The sequence below is a fragment of the Saccharothrix stipae genome (genome assembly GCF_054781895.1).
The window spans coordinates 553,658-568,197 of sequence record NZ_BAAGTN010000005.1 but is presented as its reverse complement, the minus strand read 5'-3'; the positions used below and the strand labels follow the sequence as shown (position 1 = coordinate 568,197).

Genomic DNA, 14,540 nt, shown 5'->3' with positions numbered 1-14,540 from the left:
GAACGGCCCAAAGCCGCTACTTCGCGTCGGCGTAGCTGTCCACCGGCACGGCTTTGAGCGGGAACCGGACCGGCGTCGCGCCGAACACCAGTCGTGACGCCTCGGCACCCGCCGCCGTCACCTCCGCGCACACCGCCCCGGCCAGCTCTTGGGGGCAGTGCACCAGCACCTCGTCGTGCTGGAAGAACACCAGGTGCGCGCCGGGCGCCGCCTGGTGCAACCGCCGCCGCAGCACGCCCAGCAACGCCGCCGTCCAGTCCGCCGCGCTGGCCTGCACCACGAAGTTGCGGGTGAACCGACCCCAGTCCCGCGCCGCCCGCCGCGACTGGCGCACCGCGTCCTCGCCGTCGTCGGTGTTGCCGGTGACCTCGTGCCACGCGGCCGAGGGCGGCGGGCTCGTGCGGCCCAGCCGCGAGCGCACCATCCGACCCTGCTCACCCGCCAGCGCGGCGGCCTCCACGTACCCGACGGCTTCGGGGAAGCGGCGGCGCAGCACCGCCATCGCCGGACCCGCGTCACCGCCCGTGCCGCCGTACATCGCCGAGAGCATGGCGAGCTTCGCCTTGCCGCGGTCCCCGTCGAACGCCTCCGCGGCCAGACTCGTGTACAGGTCGTCGTCCGAGGACACCTCGGTGAACCTGTGGTCGTTCGACAACGCCGCCAGCACCCGCGGCTCCAGCTGCGCCGCGTCCGCCGCCACCAGCTTCCACCCCGGATCGGCACGCACCGCCGTGCGCAGCGTGCGCGGGATCTGCAACGCCGCCCCGCCCCGCGTGGCCCACCGCCCGGACACCACGCCGCCGACCACGTAGTCGGGCCGGAACCGCCCGTCGGCCACCCAGGCGTCCAGCCACGACCAGCCGTGCGCCACCCACAGCCGGGCCAGTTCCTTGTACTCCAGCAGCGGCTCCACGGCCGGGTGGTCGATCCCCTTGAGCACCCACGCGCGGGCCGACGGGACGTCGATGCCCTCCCGGGCGAACGCGCGCACGATGCCCGGCGGGTGGTCCGGGTTGACCTGCCTGCCGCCGAACGCCGCCGTGATCCGGTCGGCCAACTCGGCCAACCTGGCGGGGCGCACGCCGTTGGTCGGACGCGGGCCGAGCGTGTCCACCAGGAGCCGCTCGTGCACGTCGGCCCGCCAGGGCAGGCCGAAGTGCGTCATCTCGGCGGCGGCCAACGCGCTGGCCGACTCGGCCGCGAACAGCAGCCGCAGCCGGTCGGCGTGCGGGAGCGTGGCGACCAGCCGCTGCTGCTCGACGTGCACCGCGATCACCGCGTCGAGCGGGTCGGCGTCGCCGGGCAGCCGTTGCTGCTCGGGCTCGAACAGGGTCGGCTGGGTGTCGCGCTTGCGCGGACCGTGGTCCTCCGGCACGGGCAGCCCGCGCAGCCGGGCGATCGCCGCACCGAGCCCGCGCGGCTCCGCGTGCCGACCCTGGTAGGCCAGCAGCAGGTACTCGACGTGCGCCAAGTCCTGGCACCGCTCGACCCGCACCCCGCGCGCCAGCAGGTCCGGGTAGACCTCCGTCGTCTCCGCCCACAGCCACCGGGGTCTGTGCCGATCCTCCAAATCGGACACCGCCGCGGCCAGGTCCGAGGTCTCCACCAGCGGTCCTTCAGGCACCCCGATGTCGGAGAGCACGCGGAACTTCCCCGCGTTCTCGCCATCCGACACCAGGGCAATGAGCACCTGTCGATTGTGCAGGCGGGGTCCGACAATTCCCGACCTCGGACCGAAGGGCGTTGGTCACCCGATCGTGGCTGAGCGGTGGGAGCAGGATGTGCTGGTGGATCACACCCCCTCGCCCGCCGAGCTGCTGGACCCACGGCGCGCGGTGGTGCCGTTCCACGGGCGCGCGGCCGAGCTGGCCGCCCTGACCCGGTGGCGGGACGGTGACGGGGTGCTCTCGCTGCTGCTCCTGCACGGTCCGGCCGGGGTCGGGAAGACGCGGTTGGCGGTGCACTTCGCGGCCGGCTCGACGGTCCGGGTCGTCGACGACGCCGACCTGATCCCGTGGCGCGACCTCCACTACCTGATCTCCGCGGCCACCGACCGGACCCGGATCCTGCTGGTCGCCCGCACCACGGGCTGGTGGTGGTCGGCGATCCGTCAACGCGCCGCCGACCTCGGCTGCACCACCGCCGACCTCGCCGTCACCGCCTGCCCGGACGAGCACGGGACGTCCTTCGCCACCGCCTGCGCGTGCTTCGCCGACGCACTCGGCCGCCCGCGCCCCACCGCCGCGCCACCCGACGTGCCCACGCTGCACGACCTGCACCTGGCCGCCATCGCCGCCGTGCACGGCTCGCCCGCCGACGACCCGGTCGACCTGGTGCGCCGGCTGATCGACGTCGACCCGAACCCGCCCGACCGCGGCCGGCTCGCGGAGGACGTCCTGGCCGTGGCGCTGCTGGACGACCGGATCACCCCCGAACGCACGCCGGACGCCCTGGAGACCCTGCTCCGCGCCGCCGAGCGCTGGCCGCACGCCCGCCGCCGCGCCGAGGAGCTGTTCACCGCCCACCCGGACCTGGCCCGCACCGCCACCGGCGCCACCCTGAGGGCGCTGGCGGAGTCACCCGGACCGGCCAGGGCCGTCGCGCGGCACGTCTTCGACGACGCCCGCTTCCACGGCGACCCGCTGCCCGCCCTGCTCACCCGGACCCTCCTGCGCGGCGTCACCGGGAAGCTGGAGGCGGCCGAGCTGCACGGCGTGCTGTCCGCCCGCGCCGCCCTGGCCGCGCTGCACGAGGAGGCCCTGGCGGCCGCGCGCCGGGAGGTCGCCCTCTACCGCGAACTGGCCGAAGAGGACTCCGCCGAACACCGCCCGGCGCTCGCGGACGCCTTGGCGGACCTGGGATTGCGCTACCTCGCGGTCGGCCGGCCGGAGGACGCCCTGGCCGTGTCCGAGGAGGCCGTGGCGGTGTGCCGGGTCGCCGCCGCCGAGGACGACGACTGCACGCCGCAACTGGCCGGCGCGCTGAACCAGCTGAGCCGCCGCTACGCCGCGCTGGGCCGCCCGGACGAGGCGATGACCGCGGTCGGCGAGGCGTCCGGCCTCTACCGCGACCTCGCCGCCGCGCACCCGGCGTGGTTCCGGGTCGAGCAGGCCAAGGTGACCCACCACCACTCGGTGCGGCTGTTCGACGCCGGCCGCGCCGACGAGGCGGCCTACGTGGCCGGGCTCGCGGTCGCGCAGTGGCGCGAGGTGGCGGCGGCGGACCCGCGCTACGAGGCCGAGTTCGCCCGCACGCTCGCCTCGATCGCGTCCGTGCTGTCCGGGCACGGTCGGCGTGACGAGGCGGCGGCCGTGGTGGTGGAGTCGATCGACGTGCTGCGCAGGCTGGCCCGCGCCAACCCGCGCGACTTCGAGCCGGAGCTGGCTGCCGCGCTCGGCGCGCTGAGCGAGCTGCTGCGCGTGCTGGAACGCGACGCCGACGCGTTGCGCGTGTCCGAGGAGGCGGTGCTGGTGCGCCGCCGGATCGCCCGTGACGGCGACCCGCACGCCGTCGGACGCCTGGCCCTCGCGCTCGTCGACCAGGTCGACGTGCTGCCCGGCCCCGAACGCCTCGCCGCCGCCGAGGAGGCGGTGGAGCTGTTGCGCCCCTTGGCGATCGGCTTCCCGCTCGACCACCAGGTCTCGTGCACCGTCGCCCAGTCCCGGCTCGCCCGGCTGCTGCTCGCCGCCGGTCGCGAGGACGAGGCACGCCGGGTCGTGGACGAGGTGCTGGCCGCGGCACGGCGGCTGCCGCACCTGTCGCCGGCCGCGCACGGCGGCCGGCTCGCGGCGGCGTTGCGCGACCTGGCCGACGGCCTGGCCGAGCACGGCCACGGGCACCTGGCGCTGCGGCCCGCCGAGCAGGTCGCCGAGATCTGGCGCGACCTGCTGGGCCGCAGCCGGGCCGCGCCGATCGGGTACGCCGTGGCCGTGCACCGGGTCGCCGTGCTGCTGGACGCCCGGTCGGACCCGGAGGCGTCGAGCCGCGCCCGGCACGCCGTCCTGGTGTGGCACCTGACCAGCACACCCGACGAACTGGCCACCGAGCCGCGCTACGCCGACGCGTTGGCGCTCTACGCGCGGCTGTGCGCCGAGTCGGGCAGGCACCTGGAGCGCGCGCTGTTGTCGGCACACCGCGCGATGGTGGTGCTGCGCGACTCGGGAGCCGCGCCGGACCTGTGCACGCGTGCCGCGCAAGCCGTGGACGCGGTGGTCCGGGCGCACGCCGACCCGGAGGTGGCGCGCGCCCGGATGCGCGCGATGTCGGAGCCGGCTAGCCCGTGGTGACCAGCGAGCGGAGGAAGAAGGCCACGTTCGCCGGACGTTCGGCCAGCCGCCGCATGAAGTAGCCGTACCACTCGTCGCCGTAGGGCACGTACACCCGCATGCGGTTGCCCGCGGCGGCGATGCGGCGCTGCTCGTCGGGGCGGATGCCGTACAGCATCTGGTACTCGTAGGTGTCCGGCGACCGGTCCCCGGCCAGCTCGCCCGCGATCGCGATCAGCCGCGGGTCGTGCGAGGCGACCATCGGGTAGCCCTCGCCCGCCATCAGCACCTTCAGGCACCGCACGTACGACAGGTCGACCTCGGTCTTGTCCTGGAACGCCACCGAGGCGGGCTCCTGGTACGCGCCCTTGCACAGCCGGACCCGCGACCCGGCGTGGGCCAGGTCCCGGCAGTCCTGCTCGGTGCGCTTCAGGTAGGCCTGCACCACCGCGCCCACCCACGGGAAGTCCACGCGCAGCTCGCGCAGGATGCCCAGGGTGGAGTCGGTCGTGGTGTGGTCCTCCATGTCGAGGGTCACCGTGGTGCCGACCGCGCCCGCCGCCGAGCAGATGCGCCGGGCGTTCTCCAACGCGATCTTCTCGCCGTCCACCGGCAGGAACTGCCCCACCGCGGACAGCTTCACCGACACCTCGGCCCGCCCGGTGTGCCCGGCGAGTTCGAGCCGGCGCAGCAGGTCCAGGTAGGCCTCGACGGTGGCGGTGGCCTGCGCCGCGTCCCGGGTGTCCTCGCCGAGGTGGTCCAGCGTGACGTACCGGCCGTCGGCCAGCACCTCGCCGGTGGTGGCGACGGCCGCGTCCACGTCGTCGCCGGAGATGAAGCGCTCGACGACCGGCCGGGTCAGCGGCGTGCGTTCGACCAGCTCGCGGATGGCCCCGGAGCGGGAGGCGGCGAGCAGCGTGGAGCGGAGCATGATCACCCCTGGTGCGGGTAGCGGTAGGAGGTGGGAGCCGCGAACGTCTCCTTGATCGAACGCGGGCTCACCCAGCGCAGCAGGTTGTGCACCGAGCCCGCCTTGTCGTTGGTCCCCGACGCCCGGCCGCCGCCGAACGGCTGCTGCCCGACGACGGCTCCGGTCGGCTTGTCGTTGACGTAGAAGTTGCCCGCGGCGAACCGCAGCTCCTGCTGGGCGTGCACGATCGCGGCCCGGTCCCGCGCGATGATCGCGCCGGTCAACGCGTACGGCGCGGCGCTCTCCATCTGCCGCAGCACGGTGTCGTAGTCGGCGTCGTCGAACACGTGCACCGCCAGCACCGGCCCGAAGTACTCGGTGGTGAACACCTCGTGCGCCGGGTCGGTGCCCAGCAGCACGGTGGGGCGCACGAAGAAGCCCTCGGAGTCGTCCGCCGTGCCGCCCGCGACGACTTCCAGCCGGTCGTCGGCGCGCGCGGCCGTCAAGACCCCGTTCAGCTTGTCGAACGAACGCCGGTCGATGACCGCGCCCATGAAGTTCGACAGGTCCGTGACGTCACCCATGGTCAGCGACTCGACGTCGGCCAGGAAGTCGTCCTTGACCCGGTTCCACACCGAGCGCGGGACGTACGCGCGGGACGCGGCCGAGCACTTCTGCCCCTGGTACTCGAACGCGCCGCGGACCAGCGCGGTGCGCAGCACGTCCACGTCGGCCGACGGGTGGGCGAGCACGAAGTCCTTGCCGCCGGTCTCGCCGACGACCCGCGGGTACGAGCGGTAGTTCGCGATGTTCGCGCCCACCTGGCCCCACAGGTGCTGGAACGTCCGGGTGGACCCGGTGAAGTGGATGCCCGCCAGGTCCGGGTCGGCCAGCGCCACCTCGGACACGGCCAGGCCGTCACCGGGCAGCAGGTTGATCACGCCCGGCGGCAGGCCCGCCTCTTCGAGCAGCCGCATGGTCAGGTGCGCGGCGAAGCTCTGCGTCGGCGACGGCTTCCACAGCACCACGTTGCCCATCAGGGCGGGCGCGGTGGGCAGGTTGCCGGCGATCGCGGTGAAGTTGAACGGCGTGATCGCGTAGACGAAGCCCTCCAGCGGGCGGTGGTCCGTGCGGTTCCACACGCCGGGAGACGACTGCGGCTGCTCCTCCAGCAGTCGACGCCCGAACGAGACGTTGAAGCGCCAGAAGTCGATCAGCTCGCAGGCGGCGTCGATCTCGGCCTGGATCGCGGTCTTGGACTGGCCGAGCATGGTGGCCGCGTTGAGCGTGGCCCGCCACTTGGTCGCGAGCAGGTCGGCGGCGCGCAGCAGGATCGCGGCGCGGTCGTCGTAGGACATCGCGCGCCACGCGGGCGCGGCCTCCTTCGCGGCGGCGATGGCGTCACGCGTGTCCTGCTGGGTGGCGCCGTGCAGCGTGCCGAGCACCGCGCGGTGGTTGTGCGGCTGCACGACGTCGAAGCGCTCGCCGCCGCCCACCCGCTGCTCCCCGCCGATGGTGAGGGTCAGCTCGGTGGGCTCCTTGGCCAGCTCGGCCAGCTTCGCCTGCAGCTGCGCGCGTTCCGGGGTGCCGGGCGCGTAGCCGAGGACGGGCTCGTTCACCGGTGCGGGGACCGTGGTCACGGCATCCACGAGCAGCTCCTTCGCCACAGGGTTGGGGTTGTCCCAACGGTAGGACTTCCAACCATGCGTCCCGTTGTCCGGACGTCTAGGCTTGGCCACCCGTCGTTGTGGAACTGGACAAAAGATGAGCCTGCGGCAGGTCCTGATCGCGCTCGGCGATCCGCTGGTCGAGGTGCAGGTCGCGCCGCACGGGCTGGAGACCGACGTCCTCGACGTGGTCATCCTCGACCCGGACGACCCGCCCGACGTGCGGCCCGGCGACCTCGCGTTGATCATCGGCGCGCGCGGGCGTGCCGCGGCACCGCTGGTCAGGGCGGCGGGAGCCGGGGGAGCGGTGGCCGTGGCGGTCAAGGTCGACGCGCCGTCGCCGGTGCTGCGGCAGGCGGCGGCGGACGCGGGCGTGGCGCTGCTGGCCGTGCGGCCCGAGGTCCGCTGGGAACACCTCGAAGCGCTCGCCCGCGGCGTCGTGCACGACGCCCGCGTGGCGGCCGACGCGGGTGCGGGCGAGGTCCTCGGCGACCTGTTCGGCCTCGCCCAGACCATCGCCACGCTGACCGGCGGCATCGTCAGCATCGAGGACACCGCGAGCCGCGTGCTGGCCTACTCCCGCTCCACCGACGAGGTGGACGAGCTGCGCAGGCTGTCCATCCTCGGCCGCCAAGGGCCCGAGCCGTACCTCAAGATGCTCCACGAGTGGGGCGTCTACCAGCGCCTGCGCTCCGGCGAGGAGGTCGTCCGCATCGACGAACGCCCCGAGCTGGGCATCCGCCGCCGCATCGCGGTCGGCATCCACGCGGGCGCGCAACCGCTCGGCACGATCTGGGTGCAGGAGGGCGGCACGCCGCTGACCGAGCAGGCCGAACGCGCCCTGCTCGGCGCGGCCCGCGTCACCGCTCTGCACCTGGTGCAGCAGCGCGAGCCCGCCGCCGCGTTCCGGGAGAACCTGCTCGCGTCCCTGCTCGACGGCCGGATGGACGCCGAGGCGATCGCCGAGCAGATCGGCGCCGACCCGGACAAGCCCGCCGCCGTCGTGGTGTTCGCCCTGCGCGGCCAGGAGCACGCCGACCGCACCGAGCACGAGCTGCGCCGGACCGAGATGACCAGCCTGATCTCCGTGCACGCCGCCGCGTACCGGCGCAGCGCCCTGGTCAGCCGGCAGAGCGGGCGCACGTACGCGCTGCTCACCGACCTGCCGCCGAAGGCGCCGCTGCTGACGTTGACCAAGGAGATCGTGGCCGCCGCGAGCAGGCACATGGGGCTGCGGGTGCAGGGCGCGATCGGCTCGACGGTGCCCACCGTGGACGAGGTGATGGTCTCCCGCGCGGAGGCCGACCGCGTGCTCGACGCGATGTCCCGCGACCTCGACGCCGACGTGGCCACCCTCGAAGACGTCCGGTCCCGCGTGTTGATCAGTGAAACGCTCGCCCTGCTGGCCGACCACCCGCGCATCCGGGATCCGCGCCTCGCCGCGCTCGATGGGGAACTGGCGCGTTCCCTTTTGGCCTACTGGGATGAATTCGGCGACGTGAAAAGCGCAGCCGCCAAGCTGCACGTGCACCCGAACACGCTCCGATACCGCATCCGACGTGCGGCGGAGGTCGGCGGATTCGATCTGGACGACCCGCTGCTCCGGTTGTTCGCCCAGTTGCAACTAAGGCTGGGCTGAACCGGCGACGGTTCGCGCCGTACCCTCCGGGAGTGAGCACCCAAGCCCGTGGCAGCGACTTCGCTGAATTGTCCAGGTTGGTCAAGCAGCAAGGTCTGCTGGACCGGCGCATCGGTTTCTACATCACGTTCCTGGTCGGTGTGATCGCCGCGTTCGGCCTCACCGGGGTGTCGATGGTGCTGATCGGCGACTCGTGGTGGCAGCTCGTGCCGGCCGCGGTCCTCGGCATCGTCTTCACCCAGCTCGCGTTCCTCGGGCACGACGCCGGCCACCGGCAGGTGTTCGCCGAGCACCGGTACAACCAGACCATGGGCCTGCTGCTGGGCAACCTGCTCGTCGGCGTCGGCTACGGCTGGTGGATGAGCAAGCACACCCGCCACCACGCCAACCCCAACCACGAGGACGAGGACCCGGACGTCGACATCGCCGTCCTCGCGTTCAGCGCCGAGCAGGCGGCGCGCAAGCGCGGCTTCTTCCGGTGGGTCGTCAAGCGCCAGGCGTGGCTGTTCTTCCCGCTGCTGCTGCTCGAAGGCTTCAGCCTGCACGTCATCAGCACCGCCGCCGCGGCCCGCCGCGAGGTCAAGGGCTGGCGGCTGGAGCTGGTGCTGCTGGCCGTGCACTTCGCGGTCTACCTGACCAGCGTGTTCCTGCTGATGTCCCCGGTGAAGGCGCTGGTGTTCATCGCGGTCCACCAGGGCGTGTTCGGCGTCTACATGGGCATCTCGTTCGCGCCCAACCACAAGGGCATGCCGGTGCTGCAGGCGGGCCACCAGCTCGACTTCCTGCGCAAGCAGGTGCTGACCTCGCGCAACGTCACCGGTGGCTGGTTCACCGACTTCCTGCTCGGCGGGCTGAACTACCAGATCGAGCACCACCTGTTCCCGAGCATGCCGCGACCGCACCTGCGCCGGGCGCAGGTGCTGGTCCGCGACTTCTGCCACCGGCAGTCGGTGTCCTACGCCGAGTGCGGCCTGTTCACGTCGTACGGGTACGTGCTGAAGTACCTGCACGAGGCGGGAGCTGAACTGCGCGGTACAGGAAAGCTCGCTCCAGCAGGGTCCAGGTAGTCGTCGTCACGAGGTAGATCCCGGCCGCCAGCGGCAGCACGGCGGCGATCAGCACGGTGCCGAACGGCAGGAGCCGCAGCAGTGCCGCGAACGGCGGCTGCGGCCCGCCGGTGCGCCGGGCCACCGCCGCCTGCCGGCGCGACGTCGCGAAGGCGACCCCGGTGAGCACGGCGAACAGGCCCAGGAACACGGGCGTGTGCGCCCACACGCCGAACCAGTGCGCGCCCATCGGCACGCCGAGCAGCGTGCCGTCCAGCAGCGGGTTCGGCGTGGTGACCAGGCGGTACATCACCATGAAGAACGGCACCTGCACCAACGCGGGCAGGCACCCGGCCAGCATGGACGTGCCGTTGGACCGGTACAGCTCCAGGGTCTTCTCCTGGAGCTTCACCCGGTCCTTGCCGTACTTCTCGGTCAGCTTGCGCAGGTCGGGCGCCACCGCGGCGCGGGCCTTCTCACCGCGCACGGCGGCGCGGCTGAGCGGGTGCATGAGCAGTCGGACGACGACGGTGAAGGCGACGATGGCCAGGGCGGGCGTGGCGAACGCGGCCAGGGCTGAGCCCAGGGCGTGGAACAAGGGGGAACTCCGTCCTCAGAGCAAGGGGAACCGCGGACCTCAGGAGCTGAGGCCGAGTCCCGGTGCCCGGGGACGGGGACGGCCCGCCGCGTCGGGGTCGCGCAGCCGCAGGAAGGCGGCGCGCAGTGACTTCTCGCGGATCGACAGCGACCGCACCCACGCGGGCGCGGTCCGCACCACCGGTGCGGTGGTGAGCAGCAGCACGACCAGGGCCACGGCCGTCACGGCGGCCAGCACCTCGGCGGGGGTGCTGAGCAGGGTGAGGGTGTACAGGGCGGGCAAGCACAGCGCCAACAGCAGCCGCAGCCTGGACATGCCCCCCACCTCCCCCTGAGCTCAGTTCACTGTACCCACGAGCGCGGGCCGGGCGGGGTGGTCGTAGCGCACCGTCACATCGGCCCGCGGCTCGTAGGAGGCGTACGCGGGCACCGTCCACCGCCACTCGTCGGGCAGCTGCCGTTCGAGCGCGCCCGGCGAGAGCCACAGGTGCGCGGTCAGCTCCGCGGGCAGCCACTTGTCCAGCAGCACGGTGCCGTCCAGCAGCAGCACGCCACCCGCGCCGAGCGTCACGTAGTCGGCCCGGTGCGCCCGGTCCGTCGCCGCGTTCCACAACGCCGGCAGCACCCGTCCCGACCCGCCGGGGTCGAGCGGCTCCAGCACCTCGCGGATCAGGCCGCCGACGTCCAGCCACGAGTCGCGGAACGAGTCCGGGTCCTCGTGGCCGTGCTCCAGCCGCACCGACGCCGGGCGCAGGAAGTCCCAAGCCGACACCCGCAGCACCGGGCGTCCCAGCGCGCGCAGCGGCTCCACGAGGGCGTCCGCCAGCTCACCCGGCTTGGTGGGCAGCGCGCCGTCGACCAGCACCCGTGCCCACGTGGTGCGCGGCAACGCGTCGATCCGCCCGACCAACTCGTCCACGAGGGTCTGCGGAGAGAGCGGGACGACCTTCACGGCAGCGGGTAGTCCGCCCAGCCGGCGGGCAGCACGGGCACCGGCCAGCCCGGGTCCGGCTCCCACGAACCCCACGCCGGGTCCCACCACGTGGTGCCCGCGGTGAGCATCGCCTCGATCTCCTTGCCGGTGGCGCGGATCGACTCGGCCTGCTCGGCGGTGTACTTGCCCTGCTCGACCTGCTCCTCGAACTCCTCGCGGTCCTTCTCGACCCAGTCGCCCTCGGCGGGCACCCAGTAGTCCAGTTCGTGGTCGAGCGTGTCGAAGCCCAGCGACGTGCGGCGGAACGGATCCTGGAGGTTGAGGTACCAGCCCTGGAACCGGCGGTCCTCGCCCGCCCAGTACAGGTCGACGGAGTACGCGTCACCCGGCCGGTGCATCTGGAGCTTGCCGTGGCCGCGCCAGTGCGTGTTGCCCGCGACCTGCCAGCCGTGTGGCCAGTGGTGCGGCGGGAAGCCGAACCGCACGCCCGGCACGGTGAACACGACGAGCAGGTCCGGTCCGTCCCGCACCACCCTGGTCGGGGTCACCGCCCACGGTCTGCCGTGCAACACCTCGCGGCGCAACGCCACGTCCCCCGGCTGGAAGTACCCCATGCCGATCAGGTTAAGGCCCGCCGCAGCCGGCTCACCGCCACCTCGTGGCGCGGGTCGGTCCGCGGCAGGACGCGGACCAGGCGTTCCAGCACCGTGACGTCCTGCGCGACCAGGCCGAACGCCCAGAGCGCCTCGACGTCGCCCCGTTCCAGCACGCCCCGGCGCAGCGCCGCCGCCAGGTCCTCCCGCTCCTCGCGCACCACCGGCGCCTCGGACCGGGGTAGCAGCTCGCCCCGGTACGCCGCCGCGGCCGTACCGACATCACCGGCGCGCAAGGCGTCACGCACCGCCAGGAAGTCGCCGCGCACGTCCGCCGACAGCCGGTACGGCCTGGTCAGCAGCACCGAGCCGAGCTGGGCGCGCAGCCGGTGCAGCTCGGCGCGCACGGTCGTCGGGTTGCCGCGCTCGCCGTACAGGTGCAGCGCCAGCCGTTCGGCCGTCAGCCCGCGCGGGTGCAGCGCCAACGCCGTCAGCAGCTCCGCGTGCCGCAGCGACAGCGGCAACGGCCGACCGGCCAGCGACCCGGTCGGGTCGCCCAGGAACCGCAGCGACAGCACGGGTCTTCGGGTACCCGGTCGGGGCACCCGCAGCAGGTACCCCTCGTCCAACTGCTCCAGGACCGCCGCCCGCCCGTCGGCCAGCCGCACGTCCTCGCCGGTCACGTCCACGCGGCGGTCCAGCAGACCGGGCTCGGCGGCCAGCACCCGGCCGCTCGGGCTCAGCAACGCGCCCGGCTCGCCGCGCAGGCCGATCAGGTGCCGCATGTTCGCCGACCGCAGCCGCTCGTCGCGGGCCGCCAGCCGCACCTGCAACTGGCCCTCGGCCAACCGCGCGGCGGCCGCCACCAGCGCCACCAGCGCCGGGTGCGTGCTGCTCAACGGCCCGCTCACGTCGACCACGCCGATCGTGCGGCCGGTGTCCGGGTCGCGCACGGGGCTCGCCGCGCACGTCCACCCGTGGTAGGTCCGCACCAGGTGCTCGGCGGAGTGCACGGTCACCGGCCCGCCGACCACCAGCGCCGTGCCCATCGCGTTCGTGCCGATCGCCGCCTCGCTCCAGCAGGTGCCCTCGGTCAACCGCACCCGTTCGGCCAGGCCGCGCACGGACGTCGAGCCCTCGCACCACAGGATGTTGCCGTCCGCGTCGGTGATGATCATGACGTGCCGCGCCTCGTCGGCGATGTCGACCAGCGTCTCGCGCAACACCGGCAGCGCCGCCGCGATCGGGTGCGCCCCGCGCCGGTCGGCCACCTCGGCCGGGTCGAGCACGACGGGCGCCTCGTGCCGGTCCGGGTCGATCCGCGCGGCCAGCGACCGCCGCCACGAAGCCACGATCAGCTCACGCGCGCCGTGCGCCCGTTCTCCGCTCAGCACCAGGTCACGCGCGTGCGCGAGCCGTCGCGGGTCCGGTTGCATGGCGCCTCCCCGACCAGGATGACCCGCCGCGGCCGAGCGCGGCAAGCGGATCGCTGATCCATTCGGGTGCAACGGGATTGCAACGTCGTGCGTCCCACGCTGGTGCCGACGACCAACGCTGGGAGGCGGGACATGGCGAGGTACGCGGCGCCGGGCGCGCGGGGCAGCGTGGTGTCGTACCGGGACCGGTACGACCACTTCATCGGCGGGGAGTACGCGCCGCCCGCCGCGGGCGGCTACTTCGCCGACCGCACCCCGGTCACCGGCGAGGTGTTCACCGAGGTGGCCCGGGGCACGGCGGAGGACCTGGACCGGGCGTTGGACGCCGCCCACGGCGCAGCCCGCGGCTGGGGCCGCACGTCGGTCGCCGAACGGGCGACCGTGCTCAACGAGATCGCCGACCGGATCGAGGACGACCTCGAAGCCCTCGCCGTGGCCGAGACGTGGGAGAGCGGCCGGCCGATCCGCGAGGCGCTGGCCGCCGACCTGCCGCGGGCGGTGGACCACTTCCGCCACTTCGCGGGCGTGATCCGGGCGCAGGAGGGCGGCCTCACGCGGATCGGCGAGGACCTGGTGGCCCACCGCTTCCCGGAGCCGATCGGTGTCGTCGGCCAGGTCGTCCCGTGGCACCGGCCGCTGCTCGTGGCGGCGGCGGGACTCGCGCCGGCGCTGGCCGCCGGCAACACCGTGGTGCTCAAGCCCGCCGAGCGGACCCCGGCGTCGATCCACGTGCTGGTGGGCCTGATCGCCGACCTGCTGCCGCCCGGCGTGGTCAACGTCGTGAACGGGCTCACCCACGGGTCGTCGGAGACCGGCAGGCACCCGCACGTCTTCTTCGCCGACGTGGCCGCGCACCGCGACGCGTTCTACGACAAGGCGCTGCGGGGATTCACCACCTTCGCCGTCGGCCAGGCGCTGGTGCAGAGCCCGGTCCACGACCGCTTGCTCGCCGACGTCACCGAGCGCGCCGCGGCGATCCGTCCCGGCCACCCGCTGGACACCGCGACCGCGGTCGGAGCGCTGACCAGCCGCGAGCAGGTGGACGCGGTCATGGCGCAGGTCGAGACCGCCCGGCGGCAAGGCGCCCGGCTCATGTGCGGTGGCGAGCGCGCGGACCTCGGCGGTGAGCTCTCCGGCGGGTACTACGTCACGCCGACGGTCATCGAGGGCCGGAGGTGCCCCGACCAGGCGGACGCCGCCGGCCCGGTCACGTGGGTGACCCGGTTCGACGACGTCGACGACGCGGTGAAGGCGGCGAACGAGACCACGCACGGCGTCGGCGCGTGCGTCTGGTCCCGGGACACCGGCGTGGCCGACCGCGTCGCCCGGCGGATCAACGCGCGCCACGTCTGGCTGAACGCGTTCCGGTCCGACGTCGGTGACCGCGCCGCGATCGACCACTTCCAGCAGACCAAGACCCTCCTGGTGGAGAGCCACTGGTGAGGGAGGCGGC

The 14,540-nt window shown here is 73.7% G+C and carries 12 protein-coding genes; 4 read left to right on the top strand and 8 right to left on the bottom strand.

What is annotated here, in order from left to right:
* Nucleotides 1–16: 16 nt before the first annotated feature.
* Complete coding sequence (locus tag ACYVLT_RS11570) at nucleotides 17–1,690, bottom strand: bifunctional 3'-5' exonuclease/DNA polymerase (RefSeq protein WP_461120114.1); 1,674 nt, start codon at nucleotides 1,688–1,690, stop codon at nucleotides 17–19.
* A gap of 97 nt (nucleotides 1,691–1,787) precedes the next feature.
* Here ACYVLT_RS11570 and ACYVLT_RS11565 point away from each other — a divergent pair, with 97 nt between their 5' ends.
* Nucleotides 1,788–4,286 (top strand): tetratricopeptide repeat protein, encoded by a 2,499-nt coding sequence (locus ACYVLT_RS11565; RefSeq protein ID WP_461120113.1) that lies wholly within the window; start codon nucleotides 1,788–1,790, stop codon nucleotides 4,284–4,286.
* On the opposite strand, the gene ACYVLT_RS11560 is transcribed toward ACYVLT_RS11565, so the two are convergent.
* Together ACYVLT_RS11560 and pruA are read right to left on the bottom strand one after the other, a co-directional pair.
* Nucleotides 4,273–5,196, bottom strand: coding sequence for a proline dehydrogenase family protein (locus ACYVLT_RS11560; protein ID WP_461120112.1), 924 nt, complete (start codon nucleotides 5,194–5,196; stop codon nucleotides 4,273–4,275). The two genes, ACYVLT_RS11565 and ACYVLT_RS11560, sit on opposite strands and share 14 nt — an antisense overlap.
* A gap of 2 nt (nucleotides 5,197–5,198) precedes the next feature.
* Nucleotides 5,199–6,824, bottom strand: coding sequence for an L-glutamate gamma-semialdehyde dehydrogenase (gene pruA, locus ACYVLT_RS11555; RefSeq protein WP_461120111.1), 1,626 nt, complete (start codon nucleotides 6,822–6,824; stop codon nucleotides 5,199–5,201).
* Between the two features lie 115 nt (nucleotides 6,825–6,939).
* Between pruA and ACYVLT_RS11550 the strand changes: the two genes are divergently transcribed.
* Nucleotides 6,940–8,481: a PucR family transcriptional regulator gene (locus tag ACYVLT_RS11550; protein ID WP_461120110.1), complete on the top strand. Its 1,542-nt coding sequence runs from the start codon at nucleotides 6,940–6,942 to the stop codon at nucleotides 8,479–8,481.
* Nucleotides 8,482–8,513: 32 nt separating this feature from the next.
* Nucleotides 8,514–9,548, top strand: a complete 1,035-nt coding sequence (locus ACYVLT_RS11545) for a fatty acid desaturase family protein (protein ID WP_461120109.1) — start codon at nucleotides 8,514–8,516, stop codon at nucleotides 9,546–9,548.
* On the opposite strand, the gene ACYVLT_RS11540 is transcribed toward ACYVLT_RS11545, so the two are convergent.
* The 5 genes from ACYVLT_RS11540 to ACYVLT_RS11520 are packed head-to-tail and all read right to left on the bottom strand — an operon-like array spanning nucleotide 9,457 to nucleotide 13,087.
* On the bottom strand, nucleotides 9,457–10,125 hold the full coding sequence (locus tag ACYVLT_RS11540) for a YidC/Oxa1 family membrane protein insertase (protein ID WP_461120108.1): 669 nt from the start codon (nucleotides 10,123–10,125) through the stop codon (nucleotides 9,457–9,459). The two genes, ACYVLT_RS11545 and ACYVLT_RS11540, sit on opposite strands and share 92 nt — an antisense overlap.
* A 39-nt stretch (nucleotides 10,126–10,164) precedes the next feature.
* The gene (locus ACYVLT_RS11535) at nucleotides 10,165–10,440 is read right to left on the bottom strand and encodes a DUF6412 domain-containing protein (RefSeq protein ID WP_461120107.1); all 276 of its coding nucleotides are present in this window, start codon (nucleotides 10,438–10,440) and stop codon (nucleotides 10,165–10,167) included.
* A 21-nt stretch (nucleotides 10,441–10,461) separates the two neighbouring features.
* Nucleotides 10,462–11,076 carry a nucleoside/nucleotide kinase family protein gene (locus ACYVLT_RS11530; protein WP_461120106.1) on the bottom strand — a complete coding sequence of 205 codons (615 nt, stop codon included), beginning with the start codon at nucleotides 11,074–11,076 and terminating at the stop codon, nucleotides 10,462–10,464.
* Nucleotides 11,073–11,672, bottom strand: coding sequence for a DUF402 domain-containing protein (locus ACYVLT_RS11525; protein WP_461120105.1), 600 nt, complete (start codon nucleotides 11,670–11,672; stop codon nucleotides 11,073–11,075). The genes ACYVLT_RS11530 and ACYVLT_RS11525 overlap by 4 nt, the downstream gene beginning before the upstream one ends.
* Nucleotides 11,673–11,677: 5 nt before the next feature.
* Nucleotides 11,678–13,087 (bottom strand): GAF domain-containing protein, encoded by a 1,410-nt coding sequence (locus ACYVLT_RS11520; protein ID WP_461120104.1) that lies wholly within the window; start codon nucleotides 13,085–13,087, stop codon nucleotides 11,678–11,680.
* A 132-nt stretch (nucleotides 13,088–13,219) separates the two neighbouring features.
* Here ACYVLT_RS11520 and ACYVLT_RS11515 point away from each other — a divergent pair, with 132 nt between their 5' ends.
* Nucleotides 13,220–14,530, top strand: coding sequence for an aldehyde dehydrogenase family protein (locus ACYVLT_RS11515; RefSeq protein ID WP_461120103.1), 1,311 nt, complete (start codon nucleotides 13,220–13,222; stop codon nucleotides 14,528–14,530).
* The last annotated feature ends 10 nt before the right edge of the window (nucleotides 14,531–14,540 follow it).